The organism is Apilactobacillus micheneri, assembly GCF_006493595.1.
Taxonomy (GTDB): domain Bacteria; phylum Bacillota; class Bacilli; order Lactobacillales; family Lactobacillaceae; genus Apilactobacillus; species Apilactobacillus micheneri.
In genome coordinates this window covers 32976-51462 of the sequence record NZ_QUBI01000001.1, presented here as the reverse complement: position 1 = coordinate 51462, position 18487 = coordinate 32976, and the positions used below count along the sequence as shown (strand labels likewise).

The window sequence follows — 18487 nt, the reverse complement described above, 5'->3', positions numbered from 1 at the left end:
ATTTATGAGTTACCGTAAATTACAACGTACCAGTGCACATCGTCGTTCATTATTACGTAACCTAACTACTGATTTATTAGTTAACGGTGAAATTAAGACTACAGAAGCTCGTGCTAAAGAAGTACGTTCAACTGCTGAAAAAATGATCACTCTTGGTAAACGTGGCGATCTTCATGCTCGTCGTCAAGCTGCTGCATTTTTACAAAATGTTGTTGCTGATGCAAAAGAAGATGGTGATGATGTAACTGTTACTACTGCATTACAAAAGCTTTTTGATGAAATTGCTCCTAAATATGCAGAACGTAACGGTGGTTACACACGTATTATGAAAACAATGCCTCGTCGTGGTGACGGTGCATCAATGGTTATTTTACAATTAGTTGATTAATCATTAATTAAAAATAAACATTTAAATAGCAACAATAAATCACTAGGTATATTAGTATAGAGCGTTATGATGATGGTTTTTCCAAGTCTAGCTTGAATGGAGTATAAAATACTTTGCACTAATATACTTATAGTGATTTTTTTATACATAAAATTATTTATTTAGAGGGATATCTATGGCAAATAATATTATTGATGTTAGAAATATAAGTTTTAAATATGATGATGCAAATAAAAATGCCATTAACGATTTATCTTTTTCTATTGATGAGGGTGAATGGGTATCAATAATTGGTAAAAATGGGAGTGGTAAAACTACTTTAATTAATTTACTTGATGGTTTAATTAAATCTAATAATGGTGATATTATAGTAGATAATTTAAAAATAGATAATAAAAATTTGGGCGATGTTAGAGATAAAATAGGAATAGTATTTCAAAATCCTGAAAATCAGTTCGTCGCATCTACAGTAAAAGAAGATGTTGCATTTGGCTTAGAAAACAGACAATATAATATTTCAAAAATGCATAAAATAGTTGATAATTCTTTGAAAGAAGTTGATATGCTTAAATATAAGGATAGTAACCCATCAAAACTTTCTGGAGGTCAGCAGCAAAGAGTTGCTCTAGCAGGTGTAATAGCTATCTTACCCAAAATAATAATCTTAGACGAATCTACCAGTATGTTGGATCCTAAAGCAAAAAAAGTAATAATAAATTTAATTAATAAATTAAGAATAAAGAATAAATTAACAGTTTTATCTATAACTCATGATATGAATGAGATTCAATATTCTGATAGGGTTCTTTTATTAAAAGATGGTAATCTTATAAAAAATATTTCTCCTTTAAAATTATTTAATGAATTAGATGATGTTGAAAATTATGGATTAGAAATTCCTTTTTCAGAGAAACTTAGATTACAATTGAAAAAAAATGGATTTAATATAGGAAATAATTATATTAATGATGAGGAGATTGTAAAATGGATAACTCAGTATTATTCAAAAATGTAATTTATAAATATCAAATGAATACTCCTTTTCAGCATACTGCACTTAATAATATAAACTTAAAAATAAAAGCGGGTTCTTTTGTTTCAATTGTGGGCAAGACTGGAAGTGGAAAATCAACATTAGTTAAACATATTAATGCACTATTAAAACCTAATTCAGGAACAATTAATGTTGGGAACTTTACCATTAATTCTAAGACTAATAATAAAAATCTAAAAAAATTAAGAAGAAAAGTAGGTATGGTGTTTCAATTTCCTGAACAACAATTATTTGCTAACACGGTTAAAGAAGATATTGCTTTTGGTCCATTAAACTTTGGATACGAAGAGGACAAAATTTCTGATATTGTAAAAAACGTTGCTAAAATTGTTGGAATTGATAAAGACCTACTTAATAAATCTCCCTTTGAATTATCAGGTGGTCAACAACGTAGAGTAGCAATCGCAGATGTGTTAGCCACTAACCCAGAAATATTGATATTAGATGAACCAACTGCTGGATTAGATCCTGAGGGTAAAAAATTCATTATGAATTTAATTAATGATCTTAATAAGAATCAAGACATTACAATTATTTTAGTTAGTCATCAGATGGATGATGTTGCAAAATATTCAGATGAAGTTATTGTTATGCAAGATGGTAACTTAGTTAAACAATGTTATCCAGATGAATTATTCGCTAATACTAATTTGTTAAAAAAGTATGATTTACAGATGCCTGTTAGTGTAAAAATTAATTTGATGCTCAATGAAAGAGGATTTAAATTAAATAATTTACATTTAGATGAAGATGATTTGATTAATGCTATTATAAATAAATTAAAGGAATGTTAGTTGCTTATGGATAATTTTATATTTGGTCGATATTTACCAATGGATTCAATTATTCATAAAATGAATCCAGCGGCTAAAATATTTTTATGTTTTTATTTTGTTATATTAGTTTTTTTTGCTAATGGTTTATTGAGCTACTCTGCAATGAGCTTATTTGTAATTGCCTTAATATTTTTATCCAAGAGTCCTATTAAAATGTTTTTTAAAGGAATAATGCCCTTAATATGGATAATATTGTTTACAATTGCTATACAAATATTATTTAGTTCTGGCGGAGAGACGATTTACAAAATTGGTATAATTAATATAAATACGTTTGGTATAAAAAATGCAATATTTCTTTTTATGAGATTTATATTAATCATTTCTCTTTCTACAATTTTAACTATTACTACTGATCCATTAGAAATATCTAGTGGAATTAGTATTTTGTTAAGGCCTTTGAAAAAATTGAAATTCCCTGTTGAAACATTTTCTCTTATGATTTCTATTGCATTAAGATTCGTTCCCACCTTAACTGATGAAACAAAAACCATTATGGATGCTCAAAGATCCAGGGGAGTTGATTTTGGCAGTGGCGGTTTAGTTAAAAGAGTGAAATCATTTATTCCATTATTAATACCACTATTTGTTAGTGCTTTTAAACATGCTGATAATTTAAGCGTAGCCATGGAATCTAGAGGTTATCGAATAAATAATAGAAGGACTCATTATAATAATTATGGTTGGTCTAATTTTGATACATTATCATTATTTTTAGCAGTGTTCATTTCTATGATTATCTTTATATTAAGAAAGTAGGGGATAAAAATTGAGTCAACGTTATAAAATAATAATGGCATATGATGGTACTAACTTTTCTGGTTTTCAACGTCAACCTAATGAAAGAACTATAGAAGGAACTTTAACTAAAGTAGTTAATAAAATGGCCAAAAGTCCCAAAGAACATATATCAGTTTATGGTTCTGGTAGAACTGACGCTGGGGTGCATGCTCTAGGACAAGTTGCTCATTTTGATTTTCCTTATGATTTAAAAGAAATTAATATGTTGAAGGGTCTTAACAGCATGTTACCATTAGATATTAAAATTTTAGATGTTAAAATAGTTAGCTCTAATTTTCATGCTAGATATGATGTTTCAGGTAAAAAATATATGTACCGTATGTATCTGGGAGAATTTAAAGATCCATTTAAAAGATTCTATACAGCTCAGTGGAAATTTCCAGTTGATATTAGTAAAATTAACATTGCATTGAAAGATTTAATAGGGGAACATGATTTTACGAGTTTTGTTGCATCTGGATCAAGTGCAAAGACTAATATTCGTACAATTTATGAGGCTAAATGTAATTTTAATTCTGATAAAAGTGAAATAATTTTTGAATTCTATGGTAATGGATTTTTATACAACATGGTTAGAATTTTAGTTGGAGTTGTTTTAGAAATTGGTGCTGGTAAGCGTAACGAGCATGATATTTTAAGACTTTATAAAATAAAAGATAGAAACGAAGCTCGAAGAACTGTACCAGCAAGCGGATTATATCTAAAACACGTTTACTATGAAGGTGACGATCCTAATCATCCAACCAAATTACCATATCACCAAAGATAATTTTTATGGTTGACTTTTTAGAGCGAACTTTGTATCATTAGTTATGGTATTGTTTGCCCCACGATAAGCCCCGGAAACTTATATTGGTGTCGAACAAACACAGAAACATGGAGGAATATTAAAGTGCGTACAACATATATGGCAAAACCAGGTGAAGTAGAACGCAAGTGGTACATTATCGATGCAACTGATATCAGTTTGGGTCGTTTAACTTCTACAGTTGCTTCTATTTTACGAGGAAAAAATAAACCAACATTTACACCTAATGTAGATACTGGTGATCACGTTATAGTTATTAATGCTTCTAAAGTTGCATTAACAGGTCGTAAAGCTAGTCGTAAAGTATACTCCCACCACACAGGTTATTTAGGTGGTCTTAAACAAAAAACTGCTGGTCAAATGTTAGAAGATACTCCAGAAAAATTAATTGAAACATCAGTTAAAGGTATGATGCCTGATGGATCATTAGCTCATAAGCAATTGTTACATTTACATGTACATGCTGATGGCAATCATGGTCATGAAGCTCAAAACCCTGAAGTATTAGACATTAATAACCTAATTTAAGGAGGAAACTTAATTGGCTCAAGTACAATATCGCGGCACAGGCCGTCGTAAAGACTCAGTTGCTAGAGTACTTTTAGTACCAGGAACTGGTAAAGTAGTTATGAACAAAAAAGCTATTGAAGATTACATTCCATTCCCTAACCTAAGAGCAGTGGTTATGCAACCATTCAATGTTACTGAAACTTTAGGTAACTATGATGCTTTAATCAATGTTAATGGTGGAGGATTCTCAGGACAAGCTGGTGCAGCTCGTCATGGGGTTGCTCGTGCATTACTAGAAGTAGATCCTGATTTCCGTGCTCCATTAAAGAGCGCTGGTTTATTAACTCGTGATGCTCGTATGAAAGAACGTAAGAAACCAGGTCTTAAGAAAGCTCGTAAGGCTGGTCAATTCTCAAAACGTTAATATTTATTTTAATATTAAACTTTCAAGGTACTTTTCAATAAATGAAAAGTACCTTTTTATTTTATTGAAGATAACTTTAATACACATTGATATATCATTTTTGTATAATAATCAATAAAGCCTATTTTATAAAAAGGGGATGTAATTATTAGTAATAAAAATTATAATATAAATATTTTAACGATGTTTATAGCAATTATTCTAATCCAAACTACTATTCCAGGAATTGGTAATATTCCAATTGGTCCTTTGAGTATTACTATTATTCCTATTACTATTATTGTTGCTTCAATCTTATTAGGCAGCAAAAATGGTGCAATCCTTGGTGGTGTATGGGGACTAATAACATTTATTAGGGCTTTTTGGTGGCCAACTAGTCCACTAGCTGTTTTTGTTCTGATTAATCCTATAATTTCTGTATTACCTAGAATACTTGTTGGTTTAGTTTCTGGTTTGTTTTACCATAAGTTGGTAAAGTATAAGATTAATAATAAGTTATTAATGTCATTATCAGGAATTATTGGATCCTTGATCAATACGATTCTTGTATTATTTTTAATTTATATTTTTTATAAAAATGACTCATTTAATATTTATCATATTAATACTAATGAACTTTTACCATATTTATTGGGAATCGCTGGAACTAATGGATTAATAGAAGCCATTTTATCTGGGATATTTGTTCCACTTATTTCTGTTCCATTACAAAAAATAAAAAAGTAGTGATTTTTTATATCACTACTTTTTTTCGTCTTTATTATCTTCTTTTTTCTTAGCTTCTTTACTATTATGATTACTCATTTTAACCATCGTTAACTTTTTATTGCTAACTACGACTTTATCATGATACTTATCTTCTAATACTGGATCGTTTGATTTAAATGCGATTAGATAAGCATTGTTATATGCTTTCTCAATTGTTCCATTAAAAACATTTTTTTCAAGTTTAAATGATACTTTATCTCCAATATCAAATGGTGACTTGTCGTTACTTGTTAATTTATCCTTTACCAAAGATATACATCTCCTAACCTATATCTTAAAAGTAACTAAAAAAATTTGATTTGTCAATTTTTAGCTATGATATTGCTATTTTTGTGTTAAATAGTTTAAAATTATAAATAAATATGAATAGAGATGATAATGATTAAAAAAAGAAAAAGTAAATTTACCATTAACATTGGTTGGTTGATTTTAATTTTAACTTTAGTATTTATTATTTTCTCAGTAGGCTATTATTATTACGAAAATAATTATATGTATAATATTTATAATCAAAAAAATGTAATAAAAAAGCATCGTAATTTTATTAATAGGTTATTACCATCAGTTACTGATGCACAAAGGAAATATAATATTTTAGCTAGTATCAGTTTGTCTCAGGCAATATTAGAATCTAATTGGGGTAGTAGTAAACTGGCCACTAATTATAATAATCTATTTGGTGTAAAGGCATATAATGGACAACCTTCAGTTAAATTATCCACGAATGAATTTGTAAATGGGAATTTCATAAATATTAAAGGATACTTTAGAGTATACAAAAGTTGGGATGATTCTGTACAAAGTCATGCTAAACTATTAGCCAATGGAACTAGTTGGAATCAATATCAATATCAAGATGTCATAAATTCAGATAACTATATAGAAGCAGCTCATAATTTACAAATTGATGGATATGCTACTGATCCTAAATACACTAATAAAATAATTGAAATAATAAAAAAATATCATCTAAATCAGTATGATAAAGTCAACAAATAAGGAGAGTTACTATGAAAGCATTAGAAGAAAAAATCAACAACGAAGGTCGAGTTTTATCAGGAGACATTTTAAAAGTAGATAATTTTTTAAATCATCAAATTGATCCAATTTTTATGAATGAAATAGGAAAAGAATTCGCCAAACTATTTAAAAATGAAAATATTACTAAGATTTTAACTGTAGAATCTTCTGGAATTGCACCGGCGGTACTTACAGGCTTACAAATGAATGTTCCAGTTGTTTTTGCTAGAAAGCATAAAAGTCTAACACTTAATGACAACATATATTCTAGTGATGTTTATTCATATACTAAACAAACTAACAATAAGATTAGTATTAATAAAAGATATATTGACGAAAATGACAATGTATTAATTATTGATGATTTCTTGGCTAATGGACAAGCTGTACTTGGCCTTTTAGATATCGCTAACCAAGCCGGTGCTAATGCTAAAAATGTTGGTATTGTAATTGAAAAAAGTTTCCAAAAGGGTCATGAATTAATTACACAAAGAGGTATTAAATTAGAATCACTGGCTAGAATAGCATCATTGAACGATGGAAAAGTTACTTTTGAATAGATAATAAAAGTCGGTGATTTTACCGACTTTTGTTTTACAATGAAATGAAAATAAGTATAGCTATGATATAATTGATATACAAATAAATTGAGAGGATTGTGTTATTTTGCCAGTAAATGATGTAATTTCCGGAATGAATAATAAACAAAAAGAAGCAGTATTATGCACTGAAGGTCCTCTATTAATTATGGCCGGTGCTGGTAGTGGTAAAACTCGTGTTTTAACCCATAGAATTGCATATTTAATTGAAGAAAAACAAGTTCTTCCATGGAATATTTTAGCAATTACTTTCACCAATAAAGCAGCTAGAGAAATGAAAGAACGTGTAGCTAGTCTTTTAGACTATGGTGGTAATGAAGTATGGGTTTCAACTTTCCATGCATTGTGTGTAAGAATTTTAAGAAGTCATATCGATAAGATTGGATATAATCGTGCATTTACAATTGCAGGAAGTAGTGAACAAAGAACACTTGTTAAAAGGATCTTAAAAGATTTGAATATTGATCCTAAAAAGAATGATCCTAGAGCAATCTTATCAACCATTTCAAATGCTAAAAATGATTTAAAAACTCCCGCTGAATTTAATGAAAGCTTAAATCATACTAGTCCTTTTGAAGAAGTAGTGGGCCAAGTTTATACCGAATATCAAAAAAGATTACATAATAATCAAGCATTAGACTTTGATGATTTAATCATGATGACTATTCAACTATTCGAAGAAGTTCCTGAAGTTTTAGATTATTATCAAAATAAATTTCATTATATCCATGTTGATGAATATCAAGATACGAATGAAGCTCAATATAAGCTAGTAACGATGTTAGCTAAAAAATATAAAAATATTTGTGTTGTTGGTGATGCTGACCAAAGTATTTATGGTTGGCGTGGTGCTAACATGAATAATATTTTAAATTTCCAAAATGATTATAAAAATGCTAACACAGTAATGCTTGAACAAAATTATCGTTCTACTAAAAATATTTTAAGTGCAGCTAATGATGTAATTAAGAATAATGTTTCTAGAAAAGAAAAAAATCTTTGGACTGATAATGATGAAGGAGATAAGATTTCATATTATCGTGGTCAAAGTGAAGTAGATGAAGCTCATTTTGTGGTTACTCAAATCAAAAAAGTCATTGAAGAAAAGAACTATTCATATAATGATTTTGCTATTCTTTATCGTACAAATGCTCAATCACGTATAATTGAAGAAACTTTTTTGAAATCTAATATTCCATATTCGATTGTTGGTGGACATAAATTTTATGATCGTAAAGAAATCCAAGATATTTTAGCTTATTTAACTTTAATTGCTAATCCTAGTGATTCTATGAGCTTAGAAAGAATTATCAATGAACCTAAACGTGGCATTGGCGCATCTAGTATTGAAAAATTAAGAGTTTTTGCTCAAGAAAACAATTGGAGCATGTTAGAAGCTACAAAAAATATTGAACTTAATAACACTTTATCAAATCGTGCTCGAACTGCTATTGATCAATTTGGTCGATTAATGACTGGACTCCAAAAAATTGCTATGGAAAATAAAGTAACAGATGTTACTCAACATATTCTAGATGATAGTGGGTATTTGGATAATTTAAAACAATCAAAATCTCTAGAGTCTAAAGCTAGAATTGAGAATATTGAAGAATTCATTTCTGTTACTCAACAATTTGATAATAACCATGATGATAATGATGGAGATGAACCATTAACTGATTTTCTTGCAGACTTAGCTTTAGTATCTGCTCAAGATGATGTTGATGAACAAACCCCACAAGTTACACTAATGACATTGCATGCTGCTAAGGGGCTAGAATTTCCAGTAATATTTTTAATGGGGATGGAAGAAGGTATTTTTCCATTAAGTCGTTCTTTAGAAAAAGAAGATGAATTAGAAGAAGAACGTAGATTAGCATATGTTGGTATTACTAGAGCACAAAAAAAACTGTATATTACTAATGCATTTTCAAGAATGCTTTATGGTAGAAGACAGACCAATCCAGAATCTCGTTTTATTGATGAAATATCTGATAATTTAATTCATTCTGAAAATGATTTTTCTAAGAACAATTCATTAAGAACACCTTTCGATTCTGCTAGAAGTCGTAGATCACAGAATTTTGCAACCCAAAGATCTTATCACCAACCAACTCAAAAAGTGCAAAAACCTAAAGGTAGTGGTGCTGATAAGAAGTCATGGAATGTTGGAGATAAAGTTCAACATAAGGCTTGGGGAACAGGTACTGTTGTCAAGGTTAATGGAACTGGCGAAGATACAGAATTAGATATTGCTTTTCCAGATCAAGGATTAAAGAGATTGCTTGCTGCATTTGCACCAATTCAAAAAATTGAAAAATGATTTATTGAAAATTGAGGTGAAATAAATGTCAGATAAAACTATAAATGAAATGAATGAATCAGAAGTAGAAAAAACATATGAGAAGCTTAAAAATAAATTAAAATTATGGAGTCGTCAATACTATTATGAAGATCAGCCCAGTGTTGAGGATCACATATACGATCAAAATTATAGAATGTTACAAGACATTGAAAATAAATACCCCGATTTGATTACTTCTGATTCACCTACTCAAAATGTTGGTTCTAAAACTTTACCTGGCTTTGATAAAGTTAGACATGATGTACCGATGTTGTCATTAGGTGATGTATTTTCTAAAGAAGAATTATCAGAATTCATGGATAATTTGGATAATAATTATCCGTCAATTGATGAATATAATTGTGAATTAAAGATTGATGGACTTGCTATTTCTTTACTATATAAAAATGGTAATTTGGTTCAAGGATCTACTAGAGGTAATGGTTTTATAGGAGAAGATATCACTGAAAATCTAAAGACTATTAAAAGTATTCCCCACAAATTAAATCGCCCAATCGACATTGAAGTAAGAGGGGAATGCTATATGCCTAAGGAATCTTTTGCTAATTTAAATGCTAAACGTGAAAACGATGGAAATTCAACATTTGCTAATCCTAGGAATGCAGCTGCCGGTAGTTTAAGACAACTAGATTCAAGTGTTACTGCTAGTCGTAATTTGAGTACATTTATGTATAATGTTGCTGATTATAATGATTTAAAAGCTAATACTCAGTCAGAATTGTTAGATGAATTAAAATCTTTAGGCTTTAAAATTAACCCAACTTATGAAGTTGTTAAAAATATGTCTAATGTTGATAAATATATCGACAAGTATACTAATGAACGCGATGGTTTGAGTTATGGAATTGATGGCATTGTCATTAAAGAAAATAATTTATCATTGCAAAAAGATATTGGTAATACAGTAAAAGTTCCTAAATGGGCAATTGCTTTTAAATTTCCTCCAGAAGAAGTTGAAACTAAGCTTAATAATATTGAGTGGACGGTTGGTAGAACAGGAGTAGTTACTCCAACTGCTATTATGGATACAGTTAAATTAGCAGGAACAACAGTCTCTAAAGCATCACTGCATAATCCTGACTATTTGAATGAAAAGGCAGTAAGACTTGGAGATACAGTTAAGCTACACAAAGCCGGTGATATTATTCCAGAAATATCTGAATATATTGCAAGTAAACGTCCAAGTGATAGCAAACCATATAAGATACCAACTAACTGTCCTTCATGTGGTGATAAGTTAGTACACTTAGATGATGAAGTAGCATTACGTTGTATTAACCCCAAATGTCCAGCTCAATTGACGGAACAGATTAATCATTTTGCTTCAAGAAATGCTATGAATATTGATGGCTTAGGTCCTAAAATAGTTCAACAATTATTTGATAAAGGGTTGCTTAATGATATTGCTAGTTTATATAATTTGAATCGTGAACAATTAGAAACTTTGGACAAGTTTGGAACCAAATCTGCTACTAATTTATTAACAGCCATAGATAATAGTCGCAGTAATTCAATGGAAAGGTTACTTTTTGGATTAGGTATTCGCCATGTAGGTTCGAAAGCAGCTAAGTTAATATCGGAACATTTTGAAAATATGCATGCATTAATGGTTTCTAGTGTTGACGATATTTCATCAATTAATTCAATTGGAGATACTATTGCGCAAAGTATAGTTACTTATTTTAATAATCCAGAAGCTAAACAGCTTATTGAAGAATTAAAATCATTGGGAGTTAACATGAACCACAATGGTAATCAGGTTGCTTCTGATGTTATTCAAAATTCTGTATTTAATAATAAAACAATTGTTTTAACCGGAAAATTATCTAAGATGAGTCGACCTAAAGCATCAGAATGGTTAGAAAATCATGGTGCTAAAGTTACTGGTAGTGTATCTAAAAGTACAGATATTTTAATTGCTGGTAAAGACGCTGGAAGTAAATTATCCAAAGCTGAAAAATATAATGTATCAATTTGGAATGAAGATCAGTTCATTGATGAAATGAATAATAATTAATAATTTGTGGAGGCAAGCAGATTGAATAAGCTAAAAGTTTTGTTCTTGGTAATGTTTAGTTCAGTTTTATTAGTTGCTTGTGGAAATAATAACGAAAATAGTTCAAGTAGTTCTTCCGGAACTCAAGTTATTTCACAAACAAATAGTAATTATTACCAAGGAGTAATTAAAGATGGACATTATTTGACCAGTAAGTCACGTGGTGTTTCTGTTCAACAAAATGATAATCAATTGAATTTAAAAGGTTTTGAAAATGGATTGCTAGGAATATCTAAACAACATTTTCCAACTGATGATTATATTCTACAAGAAGGTCAATATATTAATACTGATACTGTAGAAGATTGGTTAGGACGTAAAAGTAAAAATAATCCAGATGGATTAAATCCTGCTGGTAAGGACACTAAGAAACCATTGTATCTTCAACAAATGGATGAACAAGACTTTATGACTGAAAATCATAATGCACTTAAAATTAAAGGGATGACTATAGGATTAGGCCTTAATTCCATTTACTATTATCGTAAAGAAGCTTATGGGGCAGTTTATCAAAAGAAATTAAACGATTCAGATATTATTAAACAAGGAAAAGACATTGCAAATAAGATTCTTCAACGTTTAAGAAAAAATAAACAATTAAAGAATATTCCAATTGTTTTTGCATTATACAAGCAAGCACCTAATGATAGTCTAGTTGGCGGTAACTTCTTTGCTTCTTCTGTTAATAACGGTAGTTCTATTAAGATTTCAGATTGGAAATCGTTAAACATTAAAAACTATGTTCTACCTGCTGAGTCCACTAAAGGTGTGAATAATAATGATGAAGATTCTTTTGAAAACTTTAAAAATCAAATTCAAAAGTTTTTCCCTAATTTGAGTGGTGTTACTGCTCAAGCACACTATGTTGATAATAGTTTGCGAGGTATGCATATCAATATTACTACTCAATTTTATGGACAAAGTGAGATTATTAGTTTTACTCAATATGTAGAAAATATGGCCGAAAAGTACTTACCAAACAATATCCCAATTGATATTCAAGTAAGCTCAACTGAAGGTATACAAAGTTTCTTATCTAGAAAAACTGGCGAGAAGAATTTCTATACGCACGTTTTCACTAGTTATTAAAATTAATTAAATTATTGTGTTAAAATATTTCATAAGTGAATGTAATATATATTTAATAAAGAAAGAGGGAGCTATTCAATGTCTGAAAAAATAAGTAAAGATACAGTAAGTCATGTTGCTTCATTGGCTAAGTTAGAATTAACCGATAAACAATTGCCTTACTTTACTGATCAATTAGGAAATATTATGGGAATATTTGATTCCTTGAATGAAGTTGATACTAATGATGTTGAACCAACATTTAGCGTAACCGATCAAATTAACGTTATGAGAGAAGACGTTGCTGATAACTGGGGAGAAAGAGATCAATTATTACAAAACGCTCCCGATGTTGCTGATGGTCTAATTAGAACACCAACAATTATTGATGAAAGTGGGGATTAATTAAATGAATTTTTTGAATAAAGATATCACTAGTATTCATCAAAGTTTAGTTAATGGTGACATTACTGCTGAACAATTAACAAAAGAAGCAATTGAAAATGCTAAAAATAATGAAAAAGATATTAACGCATTTATTACAATTGATGAAGAAAATGCAATTAAACGAGCTCAAGAAATTGATAAACGAGGAATTAATCCTGATAACTTATTATCTGGAATTCCAGTTGCAATGAAAGATAACATGTTAACAAAGGGTGTTTTAACATCTGCTGGTTCTAAAATGTTATCTAATTTTAAACCTATTATTAGTGGGACTGCTGTTAATAAAATGTTAGATGCTGATACTATTAGTATTGGTAAAACCAATATGGATGAATTTGCAATGGGTAGTTCTACAGAAACATCATATTATGGCAGAACTCATAATCCATGGAACTTAGATAAAGTTCCAGGTGGATCATCTGGTGGCTCTGCTGCTTCAGTTGCATCAGGAGATGTACTAGCTGCTTTAGGATCTGATACTGGTGGATCAATAAGACAACCAGCTGCTTTTAATGGCATTGTGGGGATGAAACCTACATATGGTCGTGTATCTAGATGGGGATTAATTGCTTTTGCATCTAGTTTTGATCAAATTGGTCCCTTAACTAAAAATGTTTATGATAATGCACTTGTTTTAAATCATATTGCTGGTCATGATGAACATGATTTAACTAGTTCGGACAAAGAAGTTCCTGATTTTACTAGTAAAATTGATTCTGGTGTAAAGGGCATGAAGATTGGTTTGCCTAAGGAATATCTTGGCGAAGGTGTTAGTGATGATGTGCGTGAAGCCATTAAATCAGCTGCTGATAAATATCGTGAAATGGGTGCTGATGTGGAAGAAGTATCATTACCACATAGTAAATATGGAGTGGCTGCTTATTATATTATTGCTCCTTCTGAAGCATCATCTAACTTACAAAGATTTGATGGTATTCGTTATGGATATCGTTCAGAAAGTGCTAAAAACCTTGATCAATTATATGTTAAAAGTAGATCTGAAGGCTTTGGCGATGAAGTAAAACGTCGTATTATGTTAGGAACTTATTCACTATCTGCTGGGTTCTTTGATGCTTACTTTAAGAAAGCTGCTGAAGTTAGAACTTTAATTAATAAAGATTTCCAAAATGTATTCCAAAATTATGATTTAATTCTTACACCAACAACACCAACTCCTGCATTTGGTTTAGATGAAGAAAAAGATCCATTAACTATGTATATGAATGATATATTAACTATTCCTGTTAATATGGCTGGCTTACCTGGTATGTCATTACCAGCTGGTTTTTCAAATGGTCTTCCAATCGGAATGCAATTGATTGGTAAACCCTTTGATGAAACTACTATGTATAAAGCCGCATATGCCTTTGAACAAAATACAGATTTTCATAAACAAACCCCTAAGATTGGAGGAGACAAATAATGAATTTTGAAACTACTATTGGACTAGAAGTTCACGTTGAATTAAAAACAAATTCTAAAATCTTTAGTCCTTCTCCTGTTGGTTATGGTGCAGAATCTAATTTAAACACTAATGTTATTGATTGGGGATATCCTGGAGTATTGCCAACTACTAACAAGGGTGTTGTTAAAGATGGAATTATTGCTGCCTTAGCTTTACATGCTAATGTTAACCAACACCCTCATTTTGATCGTAAAAACTATTTTTATCCTGATAATCCTAAAGCTTATCAAATCACTCAACAAGATACACCAGATGCTACAGATGGTTGGATAGAAATTGATGTTGATGGCAAAAAGAAAAAAATTGGTATCGAAGAAATGCATATTGAAGAAGATGCCGGTAAAAATAGTCATGGTAAGAATTATTCTTATGTTGATTTAAACCGTCAGGGAACTCCTTTAATCGAAATCGTTTCAAAGCCTGATATTGCTTCACCTGATGAAGCTTATGCATATCTTGAAGCATTAAGACAAAGAATTCTATTTACTGGGATTTCTGATGTTAAGATGGAAGAAGGTTCCATGCGTGTTGACGTTAACATTTCAATTAGACCATATGGTCAAAAAGAATTTGGTACTAAAGTAGAATTAAAAAACCTTAACTCATTCAATTATGTGAGAAAAGGTTTAGCATATGAAGAAAAACGTCAACGTCAAATTTTAATGTCTGGTGGTAAGATTCAACAACAAACTAGACGTTTTGATGAAAATAACGGGACTACTATTTTGATGCGTGTTAAGGAAGGATCTGATGATTATAGATACTTCCCAGAACCAGATTTACCATCATTAGATATCTCAGATAAATGGATTGATGATATCAATTCTAAGATGCCTGAGATGCCAACCAGTCGTCGTAATCGTTATATTAATGAATTAGGACTAACTGATTATGATGCAATGGTGCTAACGCAAACAAAGGAAATGTCTGATTTCTTTGATAAGATGATAGAATTAGGTGCTGATGCTAAAATGGCTTCTAATTATTTACAAGGTAATGTAAATGCTTATCTAAATGACAAACAGGTTGATTTATCTCAAACTGAAATTACTCCAGAAAACTTGACTACTATGATTAAGTTAATTGAAAATAGTACTATCTCTAGTAAAATGGCTAAGAAAGTATTCAAGGCTATTACTGAAGGTAAGGAACCTGAAAAATTTGTTAATGATAATGGAATGGTCCAACTATCAGATCCAAAGAAATTACAACCAATTATTGACGAAGTATTATCTAATAACCCACAATCAATTGAAGACTTCCATAATGGAAAGGATCGTGCAATTGGTTTCTTAGTGGGTCAAATTATGAAACAAACTCGTGGTAAAGCCAATCCACAAGTGGTAAATAAATTATTAATGGCTTCAATGAATAAATAAGATTAGGGGAATTATAATGCGAAAGCGAGCACGTGTAATATACAATCCAACATCTGGGCGGGAAGCTTTAAAACAGAATATGATTGATATTCTCGGTGTTTTTGAAAAAGCTGGTTTTGAAACTAGTGCATACGCAACAACTCCTAAACCTTTTTCAGCCAGAGAAGAAGCTAAGCGAGCTAGTTTAGATGGTTTTGATTTGGTAGTTGCTGCAGGTGGTGATGGAACTATTAATGAGGTTATTAATGGGATTGCACCACTTGAGAAGCGACCTAAACTAGCAATTATTCCTGCTGGCACAACTAATGATTTTGCTAGAGCATTGCATATTCCTAGAGAAAATCCTGTCGCTGCTGCTAAAGTTGTTTTAAAACATCAAAGTTTTAAGATGGATATTGGTAAAGCTGCTAACAAATATTTTATAAATATTGCTGGTGGTGGTTTATTAACCGAATTAACTTATGATGTTCCATCTGAATTAAAAACTATTTTTGGTTATTTAGCATATTTAGTTAGAGGAGCTGAATTGCTGCCACGTATTAAACCTATTGATATGGATTTAGAATATGATGGTGGTCATTTTCAAGGAAAAGCATCAATGTTTTTGTTAGCGATGACTAATTCTATTGGTGGTTTAGAACAAATTGTTCCTGATGCTAGATTAGACGACGGTAATTTTACAATGATTATTGTAAAAACTAGTAATATTGTAGAAATTGTTCAATTGTTGGCAAAGGTTATTAGTGGCGGTCGTCATATAAATGATCCAAGAATAATATATAAAAAAACAAGTAAATTAATAGCTAATCCAATTAAGGACAAAATGCAAATTAATTTAGACGGTGAGTATGGTGGCGATGCTCCTATGACCTTTAAGAATCTAAAACAACATATTGAATTTTATGCAAATATGGATGAAATGCCTACTAAATCAATTAGTTATGATGAAGTTAAAGCTGAAAAACAATTTGTTGATAAAGTTGATAAATTATCTTAATTAATTTTAAAAAATAAAAGTTTTGTTGTATTATATTATGAAGGTACAACAGAACTTTTTTATTTATTAAGGGGAAAATATGAAAATTACAGCACCAGTTGAAAAAAATGAAATGTACGATGTTAAAATCATCGACCTTACTTATCAAGGTATGGGTGTAGCTAAAATCAATGACTTTTCAATTTTTATTGAAGATACATTACCAGGTGAAGAAGCTACAATTAAAGTTATTAAAATTAATAAGAATTTTGGATTTGGAAAATTAGTTAAACTGATTACTAAGTCTAAAGATCGTGTTGAAAGTGTTGATAAAGATTATACTCGCACAGGAATTGCACCTCTTCAGCATTTAAAATATGACGCACAATTAAAATTTAAACAAAGTCAGATTCAAGAACTATTTAATAAAGCTAAAATGAATGTTGAGGTATTACCTACAATTGGTATGGACAAACCTAGTCATTATCGTAATAAAGCTCAAATTCCGGTTAAGAAAATTAATGGTAAATTGGAGACCGGTTTTTATCGTAAACACTCACATGATTTAGTTCCTATTGAAGATTTCTATATTCAAGATCCAGAAATTGATAAAGCAATTGTTGTCGTAAGGGACATACTTAGAAAATATCATGTTGCTCCTTATGATGAAATTAATCATAGTGGTGTTATCAGAAATATTATGGTTAGACGTGGACATTATAGCCATGAGATGATGATTGGTTTGATTACTCGTACTAAAAAATTACCAATGGTAGATATGATTACTAGTGAAATTGCTAAAGCATTACCAGAAGTAAAAAGTATCATGCAAAATATTAACCTAACAGATGGTAATGCTTTAATGGGGAAGAAAACCATTTGTTTATATGGTAGTTCTCACATTGAAGATCAATTATTAGGATTGAAATTCTACATTTCATTAACTTCTTTCTATCAAGTTAATCCAACACAAACTGAAAAATTATACTCATTAGCTGTAGAAAAAGCACAATTGGATGGTAACCAAAACGTTATTGATGCCTATTGTGGAATTGGTACAATTTCATTAGCAATGGCTAAAAAAGCAAAAAAAGTATATGGTGTAGAAATTGTTAAAGATGCAATTGAAGATGCTAAAATTAATGCTCAAAAGAATCATATAAACAATGCTAAGTTTGTTACTGGTAAAGCTGAAGAACAGATGGAAAAATGGCAATCACAAGGGCTAAAATCAGATGTTATTGTTGTTGATCCACCACGTAAGGGACTTGCATCATCATTTATAGAAAGTGCAGTTAAAGTTGCACCAAAGAGAATTGTTTATGTATCATGTAATCCATCAACTTTGGTACGTGATGCAAGAAGACTTTCTGAATACGGATATGAAATTAATCAACCAATTCAACCAGTGGATCAATTTCCACAAACCGTTCATATTGAATCAGTAACAGTTTTTGAAAAGAAATAAATAAAAAAGCTTGATGAAGTGACCCCCAAAAGTTGGACAAGAAATTGTTCAATAT

Annotated in this window: 19 protein-coding genes; 18 read left to right on the top strand and 1 reads right to left on the bottom strand. The window is 30.3% G+C overall.

Annotated elements, in window-relative coordinates; genetic code table 11:
* The first annotated feature begins 4 nt into the window (after positions 1–4).
* The 8 genes from rplQ (at position 5) to DY123_RS00225 (ending at position 5547) form a co-directional block, all read left to right on the top strand.
* Positions 5–388 carry a 50S ribosomal protein L17 gene (rplQ, locus tag DY123_RS00260; protein WP_105956353.1) on the top strand — a complete coding sequence of 128 codons (384 nt, stop codon included), beginning with the start codon at positions 5–7 and terminating at the stop codon, positions 386–388.
* A gap of 175 nt (positions 389–563) precedes the next feature.
* Complete coding sequence (locus tag DY123_RS00255; protein ID WP_140923524.1) at positions 564–1403, top strand: energy-coupling factor transporter ATPase; 840 nt, start codon at positions 564–566, stop codon at positions 1401–1403.
* Positions 1373–2236, top strand: a complete 864-nt coding sequence (locus DY123_RS00250) for an energy-coupling factor transporter ATPase (RefSeq protein WP_140923522.1) — start codon at positions 1373–1375, stop codon at positions 2234–2236. The genes DY123_RS00255 and DY123_RS00250 overlap by 31 nt, the downstream gene beginning before the upstream one ends.
* A 6-nt stretch (positions 2237–2242) precedes the next feature.
* Complete coding sequence (locus DY123_RS00245; RefSeq protein ID WP_108982483.1) at positions 2243–3037, top strand: energy-coupling factor transporter transmembrane component T family protein; 795 nt, start codon at positions 2243–2245, stop codon at positions 3035–3037.
* A 34-nt stretch (positions 3038–3071) separates the two neighbouring features.
* Positions 3072–3848 carry a tRNA pseudouridine(38-40) synthase TruA gene (gene truA / locus DY123_RS00240; RefSeq protein ID WP_140923887.1) on the top strand — a complete coding sequence of 259 codons (777 nt, stop codon included), beginning with the start codon at positions 3072–3074 and terminating at the stop codon, positions 3846–3848.
* Between the two features lie 123 nt (positions 3849–3971).
* Entirely contained in the window at positions 3972–4415 is a 444-nt protein-coding gene (gene rplM / locus DY123_RS00235; protein WP_165807736.1) for a 50S ribosomal protein L13, read from the top strand.
* A 13-nt stretch (positions 4416–4428) separates the two neighbouring features.
* Positions 4429–4821 carry a 30S ribosomal protein S9 gene (gene rpsI, locus DY123_RS00230; RefSeq protein ID WP_105956349.1) on the top strand — a complete coding sequence of 131 codons (393 nt, stop codon included), beginning with the start codon at positions 4429–4431 and terminating at the stop codon, positions 4819–4821.
* Positions 4822–5004: 183 nt separating this feature from the next.
* The gene (locus DY123_RS00225) at positions 5005–5547 is read left to right on the top strand and encodes an ECF transporter S component (RefSeq protein WP_140923520.1); all 543 of its coding nucleotides are present in this window, start codon (positions 5005–5007) and stop codon (positions 5545–5547) included.
* Between the two features lie 15 nt (positions 5548–5562).
* On the opposite strand, the gene DY123_RS00220 is transcribed toward DY123_RS00225, so the two are convergent.
* On the bottom strand, positions 5563–5838 hold the full coding sequence (locus DY123_RS00220; RefSeq protein WP_225426723.1) for a DUF2187 domain-containing protein: 276 nt from the start codon (positions 5836–5838) through the stop codon (positions 5563–5565).
* 129 nt (positions 5839–5967) lie between these two features.
* On the opposite strand from DY123_RS00220, the gene DY123_RS00215 reads away from it, so the two are divergent.
* The 10 genes from DY123_RS00215 to rlmD all read left to right on the top strand — a co-directional run bounded on the left by DY123_RS00215 (position 5968) and on the right by rlmD (position 18432).
* On the top strand, positions 5968–6588 hold the full coding sequence (locus DY123_RS00215; protein ID WP_225361847.1) for a glycoside hydrolase family 73 protein: 621 nt from the start codon (positions 5968–5970) through the stop codon (positions 6586–6588).
* Between the two features lie 11 nt (positions 6589–6599).
* On the top strand, positions 6600–7169 hold the full coding sequence (locus DY123_RS00210; RefSeq protein WP_108982462.1) for a xanthine phosphoribosyltransferase: 570 nt from the start codon (positions 6600–6602) through the stop codon (positions 7167–7169).
* A gap of 106 nt (positions 7170–7275) precedes the next feature.
* Positions 7276–9531: a DNA helicase PcrA gene (gene pcrA, locus DY123_RS00205; protein ID WP_108982461.1), complete on the top strand. Its 2256-nt coding sequence runs from the start codon at positions 7276–7278 to the stop codon at positions 9529–9531.
* 25 nt (positions 9532–9556) lie between these two features.
* Positions 9557–11590: an NAD-dependent DNA ligase LigA gene (ligA, locus tag DY123_RS00200; RefSeq protein ID WP_225426722.1), complete on the top strand. Its 2034-nt coding sequence runs from the start codon at positions 9557–9559 to the stop codon at positions 11588–11590.
* A gap of 21 nt (positions 11591–11611) precedes the next feature.
* Positions 11612–12718: a CamS family sex pheromone protein gene (locus tag DY123_RS00195; RefSeq protein WP_225426721.1), complete on the top strand. Its 1107-nt coding sequence runs from the start codon at positions 11612–11614 to the stop codon at positions 12716–12718.
* Positions 12719–12796: 78 nt separating this feature from the next.
* Complete coding sequence (gene gatC, locus DY123_RS00190; protein ID WP_108982459.1) at positions 12797–13102, top strand: Asp-tRNA(Asn)/Glu-tRNA(Gln) amidotransferase subunit GatC; 306 nt, start codon at positions 12797–12799, stop codon at positions 13100–13102.
* A 4-nt stretch (positions 13103–13106) separates the two neighbouring features.
* Positions 13107–14567 carry an Asp-tRNA(Asn)/Glu-tRNA(Gln) amidotransferase subunit GatA gene (gene gatA, locus DY123_RS00185; RefSeq protein ID WP_105963757.1) on the top strand — a complete coding sequence of 487 codons (1461 nt, stop codon included), beginning with the start codon at positions 13107–13109 and terminating at the stop codon, positions 14565–14567.
* Positions 14567–15988: an Asp-tRNA(Asn)/Glu-tRNA(Gln) amidotransferase subunit GatB gene (gatB, locus tag DY123_RS00180; RefSeq protein WP_140923512.1), complete on the top strand. Its 1422-nt coding sequence runs from the start codon at positions 14567–14569 to the stop codon at positions 15986–15988. The genes gatA and gatB overlap by 1 nt, the downstream gene beginning before the upstream one ends.
* Positions 15989–16004: 16 nt before the next feature.
* Positions 16005–16985, top strand: a complete 981-nt coding sequence (locus tag DY123_RS00175) for a diacylglycerol kinase (protein WP_140923510.1) — start codon at positions 16005–16007, stop codon at positions 16983–16985.
* Between the two features lie 79 nt (positions 16986–17064).
* On the top strand, positions 17065–18432 hold the full coding sequence (rlmD, locus tag DY123_RS00170) for a 23S rRNA (uracil(1939)-C(5))-methyltransferase RlmD (RefSeq protein WP_108982455.1): 1368 nt from the start codon (positions 17065–17067) through the stop codon (positions 18430–18432).
* Positions 18433–18487 lie beyond the last annotated feature (55 nt).

What these genes read in the sequence shown, in the direction of transcription:
- rplQ (WP_105956353.1), top strand. Translation starts at nt 5, where the DNA reads ATGAGTTACCGTAAATTACAACGTACCAGTGCACATCGTCGTTCATTA.
- DY123_RS00255 (WP_140923524.1), top strand. Translation starts at nt 564, where the DNA reads ATGGCAAATAATATTATTGATGTTAGAAATATAAGTTTTAAATATGAT.
- DY123_RS00250 (WP_140923522.1), top strand. Translation starts at nt 1,373, where the DNA reads ATGGATAACTCAGTATTATTCAAAAATGTAATTTATAAATATCAAATG.
- DY123_RS00245 (WP_108982483.1), top strand. Translation starts at nt 2,243, where the DNA reads ATGGATAATTTTATATTTGGTCGATATTTACCAATGGATTCAATTATT.
- truA (WP_140923887.1), top strand. Translation starts at nt 3,072, where the DNA reads ATGGCATATGATGGTACTAACTTTTCTGGTTTTCAACGTCAACCTAAT.
- DY123_RS00225 (WP_140923520.1), top strand. Translation starts at nt 5,005, where the DNA reads ATGTTTATAGCAATTATTCTAATCCAAACTACTATTCCAGGAATTGGT.
- DY123_RS00215 (WP_225361847.1), top strand. Translation starts at nt 5,968, where the DNA reads ATGATTAAAAAAAGAAAAAGTAAATTTACCATTAACATTGGTTGGTTG.
- DY123_RS00210 (WP_108982462.1), top strand. Translation starts at nt 6,600, where the DNA reads ATGAAAGCATTAGAAGAAAAAATCAACAACGAAGGTCGAGTTTTATCA.
- ligA (WP_225426722.1), top strand. Translation starts at nt 9,557, where the DNA reads ATGTCAGATAAAACTATAAATGAAATGAATGAATCAGAAGTAGAAAAA.
- gatC (WP_108982459.1), top strand. Translation starts at nt 12,797, where the DNA reads ATGTCTGAAAAAATAAGTAAAGATACAGTAAGTCATGTTGCTTCATTG.
- gatA (WP_105963757.1), top strand. Translation starts at nt 13,107, where the DNA reads ATGAATTTTTTGAATAAAGATATCACTAGTATTCATCAAAGTTTAGTT.
- gatB (WP_140923512.1), top strand. Translation starts at nt 14,567, where the DNA reads ATGAATTTTGAAACTACTATTGGACTAGAAGTTCACGTTGAATTAAAA.
- DY123_RS00175 (WP_140923510.1), top strand. Translation starts at nt 16,005, where the DNA reads ATGCGAAAGCGAGCACGTGTAATATACAATCCAACATCTGGGCGGGAA.
- rlmD (WP_108982455.1), top strand. Translation starts at nt 17,065, where the DNA reads ATGAAAATTACAGCACCAGTTGAAAAAAATGAAATGTACGATGTTAAA.